General features: G+C 68.9%; 12 protein-coding genes and 2 tRNA genes. 8 read left to right on the top strand and 6 right to left on the bottom strand.

Annotated features, from left to right (window positions below):
* Positions 1-57: 57 nt before the first annotated feature.
* A complete protein-coding gene (locus tag AWU67_RS13190) occupies positions 58-1,755 on the bottom strand; it encodes a glycoside hydrolase family 13 protein (RefSeq protein ID WP_067229924.1) in 1,698 nt (565 codons plus the stop codon).
* Positions 1,756-2,042: 287 nt separating this feature from the next.
* On the opposite strand from AWU67_RS13190, the gene AWU67_RS13185 reads away from it, so the two are divergent.
* The 6 genes from AWU67_RS13185 to AWU67_RS13160 all read left to right on the top strand — a co-directional run bounded on the left by AWU67_RS13185 (position 2,043) and on the right by AWU67_RS13160 (position 8,201).
* The gene (locus tag AWU67_RS13185; RefSeq protein ID WP_067229920.1) at positions 2,043-3,287 is read left to right on the top strand and encodes a sugar ABC transporter substrate-binding protein; all 1,245 of its coding nucleotides are present in this window, start codon (positions 2,043-2,045) and stop codon (positions 3,285-3,287) included.
* Positions 3,288-3,389: 102 nt separating this feature from the next.
* On the top strand, positions 3,390-5,012 hold the full coding sequence (locus AWU67_RS13180; RefSeq protein ID WP_067229917.1) for an ABC transporter permease subunit: 1,623 nt from the start codon (positions 3,390-3,392) through the stop codon (positions 5,010-5,012).
* Positions 5,012-5,959: a sugar ABC transporter permease gene (locus tag AWU67_RS13175; RefSeq protein ID WP_425339186.1), complete on the top strand. Its 948-nt coding sequence runs from the start codon at positions 5,012-5,014 to the stop codon at positions 5,957-5,959. Before AWU67_RS13180 ends, AWU67_RS13175 begins: the two co-directional genes overlap by 1 nt.
* A 48-nt stretch (positions 5,960-6,007) precedes the next feature.
* Entirely contained in the window at positions 6,008-7,951 is a 1,944-nt protein-coding gene (locus tag AWU67_RS13170) for a glycoside hydrolase family 13 protein (protein ID WP_067229914.1), read from the top strand.
* A 77-nt stretch (positions 7,952-8,028) separates the two neighbouring features.
* A tRNA-Thr gene (locus AWU67_RS13165) sits at positions 8,029-8,100 on the top strand.
* 27 nt (positions 8,101-8,127) lie between these two features.
* Positions 8,128-8,201: transfer RNA gene (locus tag AWU67_RS13160), tRNA-Met, on the top strand.
* 517 nt (positions 8,202-8,718) lie between these two features.
* Here AWU67_RS13160 and AWU67_RS13155 read toward each other — a convergent pair.
* Positions 8,719-10,422, bottom strand: coding sequence for a cation:proton antiporter (locus AWU67_RS13155; RefSeq protein WP_067229910.1), 1,704 nt, complete (start codon positions 10,420-10,422; stop codon positions 8,719-8,721).
* Positions 10,423-10,582: 160 nt separating this feature from the next.
* Here AWU67_RS13155 and AWU67_RS17395 point away from each other — a divergent pair, with 160 nt between their 5' ends.
* Positions 10,583-10,753, top strand: coding sequence for a hypothetical protein (locus AWU67_RS17395; RefSeq protein ID WP_160329760.1), 171 nt, complete (start codon positions 10,583-10,585; stop codon positions 10,751-10,753).
* A gap of 40 nt (positions 10,754-10,793) precedes the next feature.
* On the opposite strand, the gene AWU67_RS13150 is transcribed toward AWU67_RS17395, so the two are convergent.
* The 3 genes from AWU67_RS13150 to AWU67_RS13140 form a co-directional block, all read right to left on the bottom strand.
* Positions 10,794-11,696 (bottom strand): carbohydrate kinase family protein, encoded by a 903-nt coding sequence (locus AWU67_RS13150; protein ID WP_067229906.1) that lies wholly within the window; start codon positions 11,694-11,696, stop codon positions 10,794-10,796.
* Positions 11,693-12,487 (bottom strand): SGNH/GDSL hydrolase family protein, encoded by a 795-nt coding sequence (locus AWU67_RS13145; protein WP_067229903.1) that lies wholly within the window; start codon positions 12,485-12,487, stop codon positions 11,693-11,695. Before AWU67_RS13145 ends, AWU67_RS13150 begins: the two co-directional genes overlap by 4 nt.
* Before the next feature lie 279 nt (positions 12,488-12,766).
* Positions 12,767-14,137, bottom strand: a complete 1,371-nt coding sequence (locus tag AWU67_RS13140) for an FAD-binding oxidoreductase (protein WP_067229899.1) — start codon at positions 14,135-14,137, stop codon at positions 12,767-12,769.
* A 110-nt stretch (positions 14,138-14,247) separates the two neighbouring features.
* Here AWU67_RS13140 and AWU67_RS13135 point away from each other — a divergent pair, with 110 nt between their 5' ends.
* On the top strand, positions 14,248-15,414 hold the full coding sequence (locus AWU67_RS13135; protein WP_234407258.1) for a DUF998 domain-containing protein: 1,167 nt from the start codon (positions 14,248-14,250) through the stop codon (positions 15,412-15,414).
* Here the strand turns inward: AWU67_RS13135 and AWU67_RS13130 are convergent.
* Complete coding sequence (locus AWU67_RS13130; RefSeq protein ID WP_067229892.1) at positions 15,411-16,973, bottom strand: PucR family transcriptional regulator; 1,563 nt, start codon at positions 16,971-16,973, stop codon at positions 15,411-15,413. The genes AWU67_RS13135 and AWU67_RS13130 overlap by 4 nt on opposite strands.
* Between the last annotated feature and the right edge of the window lie 126 nt (positions 16,974-17,099).

The following is a 17,099-nucleotide window of genomic DNA, read 5'->3' as shown; positions in this document are numbered from 1 at the left end:
GCCGACACCGCATGGGCGGTCGGCAGGGCTGTCCTCCTGCTTTTTCTGAGGCTGTGCCTAGGCGGTGAGCCAGACGGTCGTGTCGGCGGGCAGCAGGCGGCGGTCGTCGGCAGCCTCGAGCGGGCCGCTGGCGAGCAGCACCGTGCCGCCGAGCGACTCCGGCAGCTCGACCGGCGTCGAGCCGGTGTTGCCGATGACGGTCACGGCCCCGTTGCGGAACGCAACGGTGTCGGCGCCCAGCGCCTCGGCATCCAGCCACTCCAGCTCACCTGCGCCGAGCGCGTGCTGCTTGCGCAGCGCGAGCGCCAGCTTGTACATCTCGAGCGTCGAGCCCTCGACGCCGCTCTGCTGGTCGCGGGCCAGCTCGGCCCACTCGCTCGGCTGCGGCAGCCAGGAGGCGTCCGTCGGGCCGAAGCCGTAGGACGGCGCGGCAGACTCCCAGGGCAGCGGCACGCGGCATCCGTCGCGGCCGTAACGCTGCCCCTCTGTACGGAACCAGGTCGGGTCCTGGCGGGCGTCGTCCGGCAGGTCGATGACCTCGGGCAGGCCGAGCTCCTCGCCCTGATAGATGTAGGCGCTGCCCGGCAGGGCGAGCATGAGCGCGGTGGCCGCGCGGGCCCGGCGCAGGCCGAGCGCGGGGATGGGCAGCCCCTTCGAGTTCGGGCCGATGCCGTGGCCCTGCGGGTTCTCGGCCGTCAAGGCGAGGCGCGAGGCGTGCCGCACGACGTCGTGGTTGGAGAGGACCCAGGTGCTCGGTGCGCCGACGGAGGCGAACGTCGCCAACGAGTCGTCGATCACCTGGCGCAGCGGCTCGGCCTTCCACGGCGTCTCGAGGTAGGCGAAGTTGAACGCCTGGTGCATCTCGTCGGGGCGCACCCAGAGTGCGGTGCGCGGCAGCGGGTCGACCCAGGCCTCCGCGGCCAGGATGCGGTCACCCTCGTACTCGTTCAGCAGTGCGCGCCAGTCGCGGTAGATCTCGTGCACGCCATCCTGCGCCCAGTAGGGAGCGCTCGGCAGCTCATCGAGGGCGCCCTCGTTCAGCCCCTCGATGCCAGCGGCGCCGCCCATGCTGCCGCCCTCGGCTGGCGGGGTGTAGTCGGGCAGCCCGTCGGCCTTGACGAGGCCGTGCGCCACGTCGACGCGGAATCCGTCGACGCCGCGATCAAGCCAGAACCGCAGCACGTCGCGGAACATCTCACGCACCTCGTCGTTCGACCAGTCGAAGTCGGGCTGCGAGCTGTCGAAGAGGTGCAGGTACCACTGGCCTGGGGTGCCATCCGGGTTGGTCACGCGGGTCCAGGCGCGACCGCCGAACACCGACTCCCAGTTGTTCGGCGGAAGCTCGCCGTTCTCGCCTGTGCCGTCGCGGAACAGGTAGCGGGCGCGCTCCGAGCTGCCCTCGCCGGCCGCCAACGCGGCCTGGAACCAGGGGTGGTCGCTCGAGGAGTGGTTGGGCACGAGGTCGATGATGACCCGGATGCCGCGGCTGTGCGCCTCGGCCAGCATCGCGTCGAAGTCGGCGAGCGTGCCGAACAGCGGGTCGACGTCGCAGTAGTCGGCCACGTCGTAGCCGCCGTCGCGCTGCGGCGAGGTCTGGAACGGCGAGAGCCAGATGGCATCGATGCCGAGCTCGGCCAGAGCGGGGAGCCGGGAGCTGATGCCGGCGAGGTCGCCCATGCCGTCGCCGTTCGCATCGGCGAAGGAACGAGGATAGATCTGGTAAATCGCGGCAGTGCGCCACCACTCTGATGTCATGTCGGATACTTTAGGCCGATTCCCGAGGAAATGGAAACGATTGCATCAGACGCCGCGCGAGGGCTGGCTCACAGCCAAGCTTCAGGGGCCTGTCAGCATGGATAACGATCAGATCACGGGAGTTTGTGAATGCTCTCACGAACGGGTATACATGTAATCGCTTGCATTGTTGGCTCTACCTCGACAGGCAGCACATCGAGAGAACGGCCTTTCGGGCGTCAGCTGCACTTCTAGTGCGACGAGCGATTGCGAGGCCACTCACAGCGCTCAAAGAAAGGCACACACCAATGATGGTGAAAAAGAAGGGCCTGCTGGCTGCCGGTGCAGTCGCGGTCGTTGCAACTCTGGCTCTCGCGGGCTGCGCAAGCGGTGGCAGTGACGCCCCCGCCGGCGACAAGCCATCCGCCTCCTCGGCCGGGACGCTCACCGTCTGGGTCGACGCCGAGCGCGTGGACGCACTGAAGGGCGCGGCAGCCTCCTACACGGAGAAGACCGGCGTCGAGGTCAAGCTCGTCTCCAAGGACAACAACACCATCAAGGATGACTTCATCCAGCAGGTCCCGACCGGCAAGGGCCCGGACATCACCATGGGCGCCCACGACTGGGCCGGCGAGCTCTCCACCAACGGTGTGGTCGCCCCGCTCGAGCTGGGTGACAGCGCCGCGAACTACCTTCCGATCGCGATCGACGCCGCCACCTACGAGGGCTCGGTCTACCTGCTGCCCTACGCCGTCGAGAACATCGCCGTGCTGCGCAACGCAGACCTGATCCCCGAGCCCGCCGCCAACTTTGACGACATGATCGCCAAGGGCAAGGCAGCCGGCCTCGAGCAGCCGTTCGTCGTCGAGCAGGGCGCAGAGGGCAACCCCTACCACCTGTACCCGTTCCAGACCGGCTTCGGCGCCCCCGTCTTCGGCACCAACGACAAGGGCTACGACGCCACCGACCTGCAGATCGGCAGCGCGGGCGGCGAGCAGTTCGCCACCTGGCTCGGCGCCCAGGGCAAGAACGGCACCGGCGTCTTCAACACCGACATCGACGGTGAGATCGCCAAGCAGGCCTTCCTCGATGGCAAGGCCGCCTTCTGGCTGACCGGCCCGTGGAACGTCGGAGCGGCCATCGACGGCGGCATCAACGTCGCCATCGACACCGTGCCGAGCCCGACCGGCGAGGTCGCATCGCCGTTCGCCGGCGTCAAGGGCTTCTACCTCTCCGCCGAGTCGAAGAACAAGGTTGCCGCCAACGACTTCCTCGTCAACTACATCGGCACCGAAGAGGTTCAGCTCGAGCTGTTCAAGGCCGGCAACGTGCTCCCCGCGCTGAAGGCCGCTGCAGAGACCGCATCCGCCGACCCGATCATCGCCGGCTTCGCCGCCGTCGGTGCACAGGCCGTTCCGATGCCCGCCATCCCCGCGATGGGCGCCGTCTGGCAGTACTGGGGCATCGCTGAGGCTGACGTCATCAACGGTGCAGACCCTGTCGCCACGTGGCAGAAGCTTGCTGCTGACGTGCAGGCAGCGATCAACAAGTAACACCCCCTCAGCCGGGGCGGATGCCGCACGCATCCGCCCCGGCTTTTCTCACGGCCGGGCCACATCAGCAGGCAGCAGAAGAACAGGCAACGAATGAGCACCATGACCAACAACGTCTCCGCTGACGTCGACGAGCCCACCCCTGAGAAGCCCAGCAAACGGCAACGCCAGGCCGGCCACATCGCCGATGCGGCATCCGTCGGCATCAAGGTGCTGCTGGTCAAGATCATCGCCCTCGGCGTGCTGGACGCGCTGGCGCTCACCGCGATCTTCATCCTGTTGGCCCAGCGCGAGTGGCTGGTGATCGGCGTCGTCGTCGTGGCGACCGGCCTGATCAACTGGATCTACCTGGGCAAGCGCAAGCTGCCGGCCAAGTACCTCACCCCCGGCGTGATCTTCCTGCTGATCTTCCAGGTGTTCGTGCTCGGCTACACCGCCTACATCGGCTTCACCAACTACGGCACCGGCCACAACGGCACCAAGGAGCAGGCCGTCTCCGCGCTGATGAGCTCCGCGCTCGAGCGCGTCGAAGACTCGCCGACCTACGCGGTCACCGTGCTGGAGCAGGGCGACACCCTCAACCTCCTGGTCACCGAGCCGAACGGCGAGGTGATGGTCGGCAACGCCGAGACCCCGCTGCACCCCGTCGACAACGCCCAGATGGACGGCGGCAAGGCCGTCGGCCTCGACGGCTACACCGCGCTCACCTTCCAGGAGATCCTGGCCCAGAGCGATGCGATCACGGCCCTCTCCGTGCCGGCATCCGAAGACCCCAACGACGGCGCGCTGCGCACGCCCGACGGCACCAGCGGTTACCTCTACGTCTCGAACCTCGAGTACGACGAGGCTGCCGGCACCATGACCGACACCGCCACCGGCACCGTGTACACCGACAACGGCTCCGGAGCATTCACCGCGGATGACGGCCAGCAGCTGCTGCCCGGCTGGCAGGTCGTCGTCGGCGCCGACAACTTCGTCCGCGCGCTGACCGACGAGAGCATTCGCGGCCCGCTGGTCTACGTGACCATCTGGACCTTCGTCTTCGCGATCGTCTCGGTCGCGACGACCTTCTTCCTCGGCCTCTTCCTGGCCATCGTCTTCAACGACATGCGCATGCGCGGCCGCAAGTTCTACCGCGTGCTGATGATCCTGCCGTACGCCTTCCCGTCCTTCCTCTCTGCGCTGGTCTGGGCCGGCATGATGAACGAGAGCTTCGGGTTCATCAACCAGGTGCTGCTTGGCGGGGCGGCCGTTCCCTGGCTCACCGATCCGACGCTCGCGAAGGTCTCGATCCTGATCGTGAACCTCTGGCTCGGCTTCCCCTACATGTTCCTGGTTTGCACCGGGGCGCTGCAGTCGATCCCGGAGGAGCTGCAGGAGGCGGCGACCGTCGACGGGGCCAAACCGTGGGCCGTGTTCCGGCTGATCAAGCTGCCGCTGCTGCTGGTCTCGCTGGCGCCGCTGCTGATCGCCTCGTTCGCGTTCAACTTCAACAACTTCAACCTGATCTACATGCTGACGAATGGCGGGCCGCGCGACTCGAGCGCTCCGATACCGGTCGGGCACACCGACATCCTGATCTCGATGGTCTACAAGGTGGCGTTCACCGGGCAGACGCGTGACTACGGCCTGGCCAGCGCGTTCACGATCCTCATCTTCATCGTGGTCGCCATCATCTCGATCATCAGCTTCCGCAAGACCAAGGCGCTGGAGGACCTCAACTAATGAGCGCACTGACCCAGACCCCCGGCACCGACGACATGTCGACCCGCGCCATCACGAGCACGCCCGGCGCGCGACGCGTCGAGAAGCGCCCGTTCAACTTCGGCCGCTGGTTCAAGGCCACCGGATGGCGCCACATCGTCGGCGTGATCATGGTCGTCTTCTCCTGCTTCCCGCTGCTGTTCGTGCTCTCCTCCTCGCTGAATCCGAAGGGCACGCTGACCGGCTCGAACGCCCTGTTCTCGGCCATCGGGCTCGACAGCTACGCCCGCATCCTGAACAGCCCGGATATCCCGTACACCGACTGGTTCGTCAACACGCTCATCGTGGCCGGCATCACCGCCCTCGCGACCGTGTTCCTCGGCGGCCTCGCCGCCTACTCGTTCTCGCGGATGCGCTTCAGCGGGCGACGATTCGGCCTGGTGTCGATCGTGATCATCCAGATGTTCCCGCAGCTGCTCGCCGTCGTGGCGATCTTCCTGCTCATGTCCAGCATCGGCGACTGGTTCCCGGCGCTCGGCCTGAACACCCACCTCGGCCTGATCATGGTCTACCTGGGCGGTGCCCTCGGCGTGAACACCTACCTGATGTACGGCTTCTTCAACACGATCCCGGCCTCTATCGACGAGGCCGCGAAGATCGACGGGGCCGGCCACGCCCGCATCTTCTTCACCATGATCCTGCGCCTGGCCGCACCGATCCTCGCCGTCGTCGCGCTGCTCAGCTTCATCGCCACAATCAACGAGTTCGTGGTGGCATCCGTGATCTTGATCGACCCGGAGAAGCAGACGCTGGCCGTTGGCCTCACCAAGCTGGTGTCCAACCCGCGTTACGCCGACTGGAGTGCGTTCAGCGCCGGCGCCGTGATGGCCGCCCTGCCCGTGATGGCGGTCTTCCTGTTCCTGCAGAAGTACATTGTCGGCGGCCTGACCGCCGGTTCGGTCAAGTAAGGCACGCCACTCGGCCACTCACCACCGCACGAGACGGAGAATGGGCTCATGCTCGCACCTCACCACGACGGATCCCCGCTCCACGTCTCGACGCAGACGCCCGCGCTCGGCGAGGGGGTGCGGGTGCGGCTGCGCGTCCCGGCCGGCTCCACGGGGCCGGCCGGGCTCGGGCTGAGCGCGCTCGAGGCGGTCAGCGTGCGCTCGAACCCGAACCACGAGCCGCGCTTCGCCCCGGCCGAGCTGCTCGGGGAACGCGGCGGCTGGGACTGGTGGCAGGCCGAGGTCGAGGTCGAGAATCCGGTGCACGGCTACCGCTTCCTGCTGACGGGACCGGATGGCGCAGGCAACCCGGCCCAGCGCTGGCTGAACGCGGCGGGGCTGCACGACACCGAGCCTCTCGACTCCGAGGATTTCAAGCTCGTCGCCAGCCCGGAGGGCATCGGCGCCCCGCCGGAGTGGATGGCCTCCAGCGTGCTCTACCAGGTGTTCCCCGACCGCTTCGCGCGTTCTGCGGCCGCTGAGGATCGTCCGCTGCCGTCCTGGGCGATCGCCGCAGCGTGGGGCGACCCCGTCCAGCTCACCCCACCGGCCAGGTCGACCCAGTTCTACGGCGGAGACCTCGACGGCGTCACCGAGCGGCTCGACCACCTGGGCGCGCTCGGCATCACGCTGCTCTACCTGACCCCTGTCTTCGCCGGGCGCTCCAACCACCGCTACGACGCCACCAGCTTCGACGCCGTCGACTCGCTGCTCGGCGGCGACGAGGCGCTGGTGCGGCTCGTCGAGGCGGCGCACGCCCGCGGCATCCGCGTCATCGGCGACCTCACCAGCAATCACTCGGGTGACGCGCACGAGTGGTTCCTGGCCGCGCACCACCACCCGGAGGCGCCCGAGAGCGACTTCTACTACTGGCGGGATGCCGACAACGACGGCTACGAGTCCTGGCTCGGCGTGCCCAGCCTGCCCAAGTTCAACTGGGCGTCCGGGGAGCTGCGCCGCCGCTTCATCGAGGGGCCGGACTCGGTCGTCGCGCGCTGGCTCAAGCCGCCGTTCAACCTGGACGGCTGGCGCATCGACGTCGCGAACATGACCGGCCGGCTCGGCGCCGAAGACCTGAACGCCGAGGTGCGCCAGACGATCCGGCGCACAATGGTCGAGGTGAACCCAGACACGATCCTGCTCGGGGAGTCGACCAACGACGCCGCCAGCGACTTCCAGGGCGACGCTTGGCACGGCGCCATGACCTACACGACGTTCACCCGGCCGCTGTGGAGCTGGCTGATGAACCCGGGCAGCCAGGCGGCCGGCGGCATCGGGTTCGCCGGCAACAGGGTGCCGGTCTTCACCGGACGGCAGTTCTTCGAGGCACACAACCGCTTCGTCTCCGGCTTCCCCTGGCGCACGCGGCTCGGCACGCTGAACGCGCTGAACACCCACGACACCCCGCGCTTCGCCACCAGCGCGCTGCCGGGCGCCGTTCCCGTCGCGCTCGGGCTCTCGGTGACGCTGCCCGGCATCCCCGTCGTGTTCGCCGGCGACGAGTTCGGCCTGACCGGGGAAGACGGCGAGGCCTCCCGCACGCCGATTCCGTGGGCGCTGCTGGAGGGCGAGCCGGCCACGGATGCGGCGGCGCTCGCGCAGCAGACCACCCGCCTCTACGCCGAGCTCATCGCGCTGCGCCGCAGCCAGCCTGCCCTGAACGGCGGCGGAATGCGTTGGCTGCACATCGGCGACGATGTGCTCGTGTTCGTGCGCGAATCTGCGACGAATTCTGTACTTGTTGCAGCCGGGCGTGGCGAGTTTTCGGTGCGCATCCCGCGGGCGGCACTCGGCGGCGCACTCCGCGACGCGAACGCCCCACAGCCCTTATTTGGCGCGGAAGTTGACGGTTCGCACGGCGTCGCCCTCGCGGCATCCGATACCGAAATCACGCTCGCTTCTGCGGGTGCCGGCTTCGCCGCCTGGGCACTTTCGGGCGTTGAAACACCCTGACGGTCAAAAGCACTCAAATCTTTTGGTATTCTTGTCAGGTTGCCAAAACGCAGTGGTCATCACCGCAAGATGGTTTCGCCCCGATAGCTCAGTGGTAGAGCACTTCCATGGTAAGGAAGGGGTCCCGGGTTCAAATCCCGGTCGGGGCCCTGGCTTTGTGTCTCACATAGGGCTGAGGCTGAGTAGCTCAGATGGTTAGAGCGCACGACTCATAATCGTGAGGTCGCGGGATCGATCCCCGCCTCAGCTACAGGGCCAACGCCCACGTTTAAAGCTCCAAGATCTCGCCGTCTTGGAGCTTTTTCTTTGCCCGGATGCCGGGACCGGCGGTGAGCTCGAGCAGGGCCTCGTCGCGCAGAATCCGCTGGTCGGAAACGGCGAGGGGTGATCGGGTTGGAAACCGGGCTTCGGTCGCTCGTTCCTCGCTCCCTCAGCCGCCGGGAAAGAGGGGACGACGAGCGGGGTTTCGACAGGCTCAACCAGCGGACGGGGATTCCCGTTGGCTGGAAGGAGCGCTAGCGACTGAAGCCCTGACAGGGCGTGGCACGAGCGGGGTTTCGACAGGCTCAACCAGCGGACCGGGGATTCCCGTGGGCTGGAAGGAGCGCCAGCGACTGAAGCCCTGACAGCGCGGGACACTGAGCGGGGTTTCGACAGGCTCAACCAGCGGACAAGACAGGCTCAACCAGCGGACAAGACAGGCTCAACAAGCGGACAAGACAAGCTCAACCAGCGGAGAAGGGGCTTATCCCCGGCGGGGACGGCGCTCACAGCGCGTCGAAGCGGGACTCCTCGATGTCGAGCACGCGTTGCACGGCCGCGATCGCCTCGGAGCTGAAGCTGCCGAGCGCACGCGCATCGAGCAGCTCGGCGCGGGCGGTCTGCCGCATCCGCTCGTCGAGGATGCGCATCTGCGAGCGCTGGTCGATCTGGCTCTCTGTGTCTTCGTCGATCTCGAGCTGGGCGGGTCGCCGGTAGCGGGCACGCAAGCCCTCCACGACGACCGGGTCGGCCGGCATGCCGTCGATCGTCGTCTGGCGCGGGTCGTCGAGAATCGCGACCGCTGCACGGTTCACCGCGTCGAGCAACTCGTGCGTCTCTGCGGAGCGCGCCTCGTCGGCAGCGCTGATCCCGGTCTTGCGGATGACGGCCGGCAGCGTTCCGCCGAGCCCGAACAACGTCACGACCGCCACGACGAAAGCCACGAGGATCAGCGTGCTGCGGAACGGGATCTCGGCCGGCAGCGACTGCGCGGCGGCCAGCGTGACGACGCCGCGCATGCCCGCCCACGAGATCACGAGGCCCTCGCGCCATTCCAACCCCTCCGTGCGGTAGAAGTCGCTGTCGGCCTCGCGCTTACGCAGCCGCCGCAGCAGGCCGCGCTTGCGGCGCACCTGCCGCTCCGTCTCGGCGGGGGCGGCTTCGACGAAGCCGCGGATGTTGTCGCGGTGCAGATCGCCCTGCTCGACCTGTTTGCGTTCCAAGCGACGCAAATAGGCCAGCTGCGGGAACACGAAAACAAAGCGGATGACGACGACGATTGCCGTGAGCGCCAGGCCGAGCAGCAGCGCGAACGGCACACCACCCTGCTCCGCCGCGACGTCTTCGATCAGCGCGTGCAGCTCCAGCCCCATGAGCAGGAACACCGCGTGCTCCAGGATGAACTGCACGGTGGCCCAGTTGGTGTGGTCGCTGATGCGCTGGTTGGCGGCGAAGCGGCTCGCACCGCGGTGGCCGGTGACCAGGCCAGCCGCCACGACCGCGATCACGCCGGATGCGCCGAAGTGCTCGGCCGGCACGAACGCGATGAACGGGATCGCGAAAGAGATCGTGGTGGTGACGACGGGCTCGCTGATGCGGGCCCTGATCCACACCGTCACGAAGCCGACCAGCAGGCCAATGCCGACGCCGAGCGCCGAGGCGTAGACGAAGTCGCCGGCCACCTCCCACAGGCTCACGGTGCCGGCAGTGGCAGCAACCGCCGAGCGCAGCAACACCAGGGCGCTCGCGTCGTTCACCAGGCTCTCGCCCTCCAGCACCGACACCAGCCGGTTCGGCAGGCCGAGCCGTTTGGCGATGGAGGTGGCGGCGACGGCATCCGTCGGGCTGATCACGGCGCCCAGCGCGATCGCCGCGGCCAAGCCGAGCCCGGGCAGCAGCAGGTACAGCACCCCGCCGACGATCACCGAGGTGACGACCACGAGGGTTACAGAGAGGCCGGTGATCGCGCGGAGGTTCCGGCGGAAGTCGGTGAAGGCGACGTTCACGGCGGAGGAGTAGAGCAGCAGCGGCAGCACGCCGGCGAGGATCCACTCCGGGGGGATGTCGACGGGCGGGGTGCCGGGCAGATAACCGATCACGATGCCGCCGACGAGCAGGATGAGCACGGAGGCGATCCCCGTCTTGCGGCCGAGCACGGCGGCTCCGACGATGAGGGCGACGGCGATCACGCCGAGGACGGTGGGTTCCATAAATCTGCTCCCGATTCGCTGCCCGAAGCTGCGCGGGCGGGGAGTCTAGCTTGCCTCCTGGCCCCACCACCCGCAAAGCGGCCGCGCCGTGGGATCCATGCCAGACTGGAGAAGACACGTGCAGAGCACGCGAGCAAGCGATACAGCGGAGGACACCGATATGAACGGCTTCATTGCGATTTTGGCAATTCTTGGATTCATCGGTGGGCTCCTTCTGATGGGCTACGCGTTCAGCACGCCCGGCGCCGAGATGATCATGTTCGCCGGCGGCATCGGCGTCGTCGCGCTGTCGATCGGCCTGCCGATCCACCTGCTTGAGAAGTTCGACTAGGCAACGCCGGGCGGCCTTCTGCCGCCCCCGCTGTCGAGTGTCAGCCCTTCAGAATGCGCTCAAGCAGCGGGCTGAGGTGCCGTGTTCCGAGGGCCAGGGCGGCCTGCCGTGACGCTGCCGTGAGTGCCTCTGGAGTCGTGGCTCCGCGCAGGCTCGCCGCTAGGTAGCCAGCGAAGAACGCGTCGCCCGCACCGTTCGTGTCGACGATCGTTGGCACTGGCACCGCGGCCACCCGATGCACCTCGCCGTGCTCGTCGACCGCGACGGCCCCGTCTGCACCGAGCGTGCAGACGACGAGGCGGCTGCCGGCCGCGATGCGTTGCCGGGCGAAGGGCAGCGGGTCACCGATCCGGTCTGCGTTCATGAACACGCAGGATGCCGCGTCGATGAACGGCTGGTGGAAGCTGGCGCTGCCGTCATAGTCGTGGATGTCAGTCCACACCGTAACCCCGGCGGCCCGGGCCTCTGCGAGCAACGGGATGCTCAGCGGAGCGAGGTCGAGCACGACGGCTGCCGCGGACTCGAGGGCCGTGCGCGCGGCGAGCGCACCGGTATCCGCGGGCGCAGACCCGGGCGCAGACGCCAACTCGGGCGCAGCCGGCGCGCTCAGGTAGAGCGAGACGCGGCCGCCGTGCGGGTCCATCAGGTTCAGGTGGCGCTCGCTCTGGCCGTTCACGGTCGTCGCGAGCAGTTCGATGCCGGCGACCCCGCCGAGCAGCGCACGGATCCGCTCTCCATCGGCGTCATCGCCGAGCAGCGTGTGCAGGGCAACGGGAACGCCGAGCCCGGCCAGGTGCAGGGCCTTGCCGGCCGAGGTGCCACCGAGCGTGTGCCAGTCCGCCCCGGCGAACTGCATGTGCGGGGTTGGAGCCGGAAGCTCGTCCAGCTGCACGATGTGGTTCCAGGAGGTCGGCCCCGCGATGAAGACCGAACGGTCGCTCACGCGCCGGTGCCCGCTTCGGCGATGCCCTCGACGACGACGGGCAGCAGGCTGGCCCGCTTCGGCGCGCGGCCGTCGCCGGAGGAGCGCCCGGTGAGGCGGCGGCCGATCCACGGCACGACGTAGTCGCGGTAGTAGCCGAGGTTGTTGCGCGGGTTCGCCCGCGAGAGTGTCGCCTCGTCGATACCCCAGGCGTCCGGGACGGCGATGCCGAGCCCGCGCAGCACGTTGCCGGCGACGCGGGCGTGGCCGAGCGCGTTCAGGTGCAGCTTGTCGCTGGACCAATACTCGATCTTCGTGAGCTCCTGGTCGGACCAGTTGTCGACGTACGTCATGTTCTCGATCGGGAACCGCCGGGTGACGGCCGCCGCCAGCTCGTCGCCGCGCCGGTTCATGACCGAGCCCATCGGCAGGTGCATGCCCGGGTTAGCGCCGCTGAGCAGCAGCACGTGGATGCCGGCATCCGTCGCCTGCCTGGCCGCCTGCACGAGCTGCTCGGCCACATCATCAATGAGCACCTTGGGGCGCATGATGTCGTTGCCGCCGCCATTCAGGCTGAGCAGCTGCGGCTTCATTGCCAGCGCGGGTGGCAGCTGCTCGGCCAGCAGCGGGCCGAGCTTGCGGCCGCGGATGGCGAGGTTGGCATAGCCGATCGGCTCGTTGCCGGCCGCGACGGCGGCCTGGGAGAGACCGATGGCGACGAAGTCCGCCCAGCCGCGCACGGCGCCGTCTGGCAGCTCGTCACCCATACCCTCGGTGAAGCTGTCGCCGATCGCCGCGTAACTGCTGAACATCCGTGCCTCCTGGTCGTGCGCCGCATTGAGCCTACGCCTGCTGGTCGGACTGTTGGCTTCGGTCGCAAGCTCCCTCGAGCCAACGGGTGTGTCCGGCCCCGCCGGTTGCTCCCACCCCCGCCGGTTGATGCCACCCCGCCGGTTGATGCCACCCCCGCCGGTTGATGCCACCCCGCTGATTGATCCCACCCCCGCTGATTGAGCTTGTCGAAATCCCGGCGAGCAGGTTTCGACAAGCTCAACCAGCGGGAGGGGGCGAAGTTGCCCGAGTGGGTGGGGCTAGAACACCTTGCCGGGGTTCAGGATGCCGGCCGGGTCGAAGACCCGCTTGATCTGCTGCTGCAGCTCGAACTGCTCGTCGCCGAGCTCGCCGCGCAACCAGCGCCGCTTCAGCAGGCCGATGCCGTGCTCGCCGGTCAACGTGCCGCCGAGCGCGACCGCCGCCTGGAACATCTCGTCGGCGGCCTGCCAGATGTGGTCAGGAACGTCCGGACCCTCGAACACGAAGTTCGGATGCAGGTTGCCGTCGCCGGCGTGCGCGATCGTCGGGATCACGATGCCATACTTCTGCTCGATCGCCGCGATGGCTTCGAACATCGCCGGCAGCGCACTGCGCGGCACGGCGACGTCCTCGATCAGGGTGGTGCCGAGGCTCTCCATTGCCGGGTGCATGGCACGGCGCACCTCGAGCAGCCTCGCCGCCTCGCCGGCATCCGTCGTCAGCTCGGCGGTGCCGCCCGCCGCCTGAAGCAGCGCGAGCAGCTCGGTCGCCTCGGCCTCGGCGCCCGCACCGTCGGTCTGCACCAACAGGTAGGCGTCGCCGAGGGAGCGCAGCGGCAGCCCGAGCAACGCGCCGATGGCGTCGAGGCTGGCCGCGTCCATGAGTTCCATCACGGCGGGGCGGATGCCGGCCGCCGTCACCGCAGCGGAGGCCGCGGCCGCGGTCCGCACGTCGGCGAAGTACGCCCCGATCGTCGGTGTGACGCCGGGCACGAGCCGGCGCAGCCGCACCGTCGCCTCGACGATCACGCCGAGCGTGCCCTCAGAGCCGACCATGAGCGCGGTCAGGTCGAGCCCTGTCACGCCCTTCACGCTGCGGTGGCCGAGTTCCAGCAGCCGGCCGTCGGCCAGCACCACCTTGAGGCCGAGCACCGAGTCTCGGGTGACGCCGTACTTGGCGCAGAGCAGGCCGCCCGCGTTCGTGGCGATGTTGCCGCCGACGGTGGAGGTGGCCCGGCTGGCCGGGTCGGGGGTGAACCACAGTCCGTGCGGCGCCAGCTGGTCGTTCAGCGCCGCGTTGATGATGCCCGGCTCGATGACGGCGAGCTCGTCGGCGGCGTTGACCTCGAGTAGCCGGTCCATCGCCAGGGTCGACAGCACGATCTCGCCGGCGGAGCCGATCGCGCCGCCGGCCAGGCCGGTGCCGGCCCCGCGGGTGACGACGGGGGTGCCGTGGGCGCTCGCGATGCGCAGCGTCTGCTGCACCTCGGCGATGCTGCGTGCGGTGACGACGGCCAACGGCGCCGTCGCCGAGCGGTGCCCCGACTTGTCGGCCTGCGCGGCCTGGAGCGAGGCGGCATCCGTCGTGACCGAGGCGCCCACCGCCTCGAGCAGGGCGACGACGACGGGGGTGGGTGTTCCGCTGGGCATGGCGTGGCCTCTCGACACTGGGTAGTTGGCTGCGCCATGATGATTTCACAGTCTGCGTTCGTGCACCGGCCGGGAGCCGCTCGGGCACCGTGTGCTGCGAGGGGATGCCGATGAGCACGAGGACCAGGCTCAGCGAGCTGCGAGTGAGACTTGCAGCCAACGAGGCAACGACAGAATCACTCGCGCTCGCCGCGGGTGCCGTCGCATTCGTGATTGCCGCACTGTTGGCCTGGCCCGTCTTGGGGCTGCACCCACTGAGCATTGCCGGCGCCGGTTCACTCGGCGAGTACGTGGCGATCGTCAGCGCAGCCGTCGCGCTCGCCGCGTTCGTCGCCGGGCGCGTGTTCTCGGCCGCCGCGCACCACCACGACGGCACGGGCCCGGTGGTGATCACCGGTGTCGACGGCCCGCTCGTCGGCTTCACGACGCATCGTGCGCCGCGCATCCTCGACGTGGCCGCACTGGCCCTCGCCCACGGCGTGATCTTCCTGCTCATGTGGACGGGCATCTCCGACCTGCTGGAGAAGAGCTTCCAGGGCGCCGAGGTCTTCACCATCCCCGCGCTGATCCTCTCCGGGGCCGCGGCCGCCGTCAGCGCCTACTTCAGCTACCTCTCGGCCGCTGGCATGAACACCATGCGCCTCTCCGGCGTTCTGCTGGTGTTCCTGGTGGTCGGTGCGCTCACCGCCATGCTCACCTCGAACGACCCCAACTGGTGGAAGATGAACCTGAGCGCGCTCGGCATAACGGATGACGTGTCGGCCATGGCGTTCAACCTGACCCTGATCGTGGCCGGCGTCATCCTCACCACGATCGCGCGCTACGCGACGGCCGGCCTCATCCGCGAGGGCGAGGCGATCCCGAGCGGCGTGCGGTTCGTGCGCTGGGGCCTCGCCGTCATGGGCATCGCGCTCGCCTGCGTCGGCATCTTCCACGTCGACGACTTCTTCCTGATCCACAACACGGTGGCAACGGGCATGGTCGTCGCGTTCGCGGTGCTGGTGATCGGCCTGCCGCGCTTCCTGCCGCAGCTCCCGAAGACGTTCATGTCGCTCGGCTACCTGTTCCTCGGCGTGATCGTTCTCACCGCGGTGCTGTTCGCGACCGGCTACTACAACCTGACCGCAGTCGAGCTGGTCGCAGCGGTGCTCATCTTCAGCTGGATCATTGTGTTCCTGCGCACCGTCGCCGCCAGCTCAAGCGATGGGCGGCGAGCGGATGCCACCGCCAGGCACCATGCGATGGCCGCGGCGGCCGGTGGGCAGAGCGTCGACTAGGCCGACGGCTCCTCGCCGGCCACGACCAGCGCCGCCCACACCTCTGCCCGCCCGCGGAAGCCGCTGAGGTCGCGATCCAGCAGCCGCTCGGCCAGTGCGATGCGGGCCCTGACGGTGTGCCGGTGCACCCCGAGCGCCGCGGCGGCCTTGTCGAACTGGGCATTCTGCTCGAGCCAGACCCGCAGTGTGCGCAGCACCTCAGTGCCTGCTGACTCGTCATGCGCCCGCAACGGCTGCAGCGTGGCTCGACCGATCTCGCGGGCATCCGTTGTGCTCAGGTAGGCAAGCACACCCTCCTCGGCGAGCTCGCCGAAGCCGCTGACGCCGGCGGCGCCGTCGCGGGAACGGGCCAACGCTTGCTCCGCCTGGGTGAGGCCGCCGGTGAAGTCCGCGTAGCCGCCGGGCTCGCTGACGCCGACGTGCACGGCGAAGTTCGCGCTCACCGCCTCGAGCACGGGCAGGCCCGGCTCGCCGAGCACCAACGCGATCTGGTTGTCGACGGCCGGGTCCGGGGCGAAGAAGAGAGCGCCGGGCCGCTCGGCCACACGCGCCTCCAGGTACTCGGTGATGGAGTGCAGCTGCTCGGCCGGGGCGCCGAGCAGGGCGATGCTCACCGGTGCCTCCGGCAGCTCGCCCCAGATCTCGACGCTGACGCTCTGAGCGAGCTCCACATCGCCGCGCCGCAATGCGGCCAGCAGCGCCGAACGCAGCCTGTTCCGCGCTCGATCCAGCGTGTGGCTTTGCTCGAGTGAGAGCCCGGCAAGTGCGACCACGGCGGTGATCGCCTCATTGCTGGCCTGGTCGAGCTCGGTGCTGCCGCCGATGGCAAGCACACCGCGCAGCTGGTCGCGGCGCCCGAGGGTCTGCAGCGAGACGGTCTCGCCGACTGCCGCCAGGCTGCTGCTGGCCCGGTGGCCGCGCCGCAGAAGCCGGGTCGCCTCGTCTTCTGCCGCGGATGCCAGGGCGGCGGCCTCTGGCGGGAACACCCGGTCGAGCGCGCCGTTCGCGTCGAACAACGCCACCCACCGGTCCAGCTGCCGGGAGAGCTCCTGCAGGCTGGCGCTCAGTCCGTCGGGGCGCAGCGCGGCGAGGGCGATGGCGCGCTGGGCGGCGAGCGTCCAGCTGCGGCGGGCGAAGCGTTCCTCGGCGGTCATGTCGGCAGCGGCGCGCGCCACCGCGAGGAACGGGGTGCGGTATGGCACCTCGAACAGTGGCAGGCCCATGCGCAGGCAGGCGTCGACGAGGGTGTCCGGGGTGCCCGCGCGCACCACCTCTGTGCCGAAACCGAGCCCGCTGACGCCCGCCGCGGCGAGGCGCGCGACGTAGGCGGTGGTGAGTTCGGCGCTGTCGCCGCCCGCGGCCTCGTCGAACTGGGTGCCGGTCGTCAGCAGCACCTGGCCGGGGGAGAGGAACGGCGTCGGGTCGGCGAGGTCGGAGCTGTGCACCCACTCGATCGGCGCGTCCAGGATGCCGGTGGGCAGGGCGCCCTCCGGGGTCAGCAGCAGCAGGCTGAGCTCGCGGTTCGTGGTCAGGCTGCGCAGGGTGGGGAGCATCGTCATCCGTCGGTCCGGATTCGCCTATACGGTGCGGCGAATCGGTATGGGCCAACTATACGTCGCGGCGGTGCCGCGGCGTTGCGCCCGGAGCTTACGATGGCGGATCGGCACTGCGGCCACGAGCCGCTC

The sequence above is a fragment of the Microterricola viridarii genome (genome assembly GCF_001542775.1).
GTDB lineage: Bacteria > Actinomycetota > Actinomycetes > Actinomycetales > Microbacteriaceae > Microterricola > Microterricola viridarii_A.
This window is presented reverse-complemented; position numbering and strand designations above follow the sequence as displayed.

Bases quoted from the DNA above. Each gene is read 5' to 3' on its own strand.
- AWU67_RS13190 (WP_067229924.1), bottom strand. From the start codon at position 1,755: ATGACATCAGAGTGGTGGCGCACTGCCGCGATTTACCAGATCTATCCT.
- AWU67_RS13185 (WP_067229920.1), top strand. From the start codon at position 2,043: ATGATGGTGAAAAAGAAGGGCCTGCTGGCTGCCGGTGCAGTCGCGGTC.
- AWU67_RS13180 (WP_067229917.1), top strand. From the start codon at position 3,390: ATGACCAACAACGTCTCCGCTGACGTCGACGAGCCCACCCCTGAGAAG.
- AWU67_RS13175 (WP_425339186.1), top strand. From the start codon at position 5,012: ATGAGCGCACTGACCCAGACCCCCGGCACCGACGACATGTCGACCCGC.
- AWU67_RS13170 (WP_067229914.1), top strand. From the start codon at position 6,008: ATGCTCGCACCTCACCACGACGGATCCCCGCTCCACGTCTCGACGCAG.
- AWU67_RS13155 (WP_067229910.1), bottom strand. From the start codon at position 10,422: ATGGAACCCACCGTCCTCGGCGTGATCGCCGTCGCCCTCATCGTCGGA.
- AWU67_RS17395 (WP_160329760.1), top strand. From the start codon at position 10,583: ATGAACGGCTTCATTGCGATTTTGGCAATTCTTGGATTCATCGGTGGG.
- AWU67_RS13145 (WP_067229903.1), bottom strand. From the start codon at position 12,487: ATGTTCAGCAGTTACGCGGCGATCGGCGACAGCTTCACCGAGGGTATG.
- AWU67_RS13140 (WP_067229899.1), bottom strand. From the start codon at position 14,137: ATGCCCAGCGGAACACCCACCCCCGTCGTCGTCGCCCTGCTCGAGGCG.
- AWU67_RS13135 (WP_234407258.1), top strand. From the start codon at position 14,248: ATGAGCACGAGGACCAGGCTCAGCGAGCTGCGAGTGAGACTTGCAGCC.
- AWU67_RS13130 (WP_067229892.1), bottom strand. From the start codon at position 16,973: ATGACGATGCTCCCCACCCTGCGCAGCCTGACCACGAACCGCGAGCTC.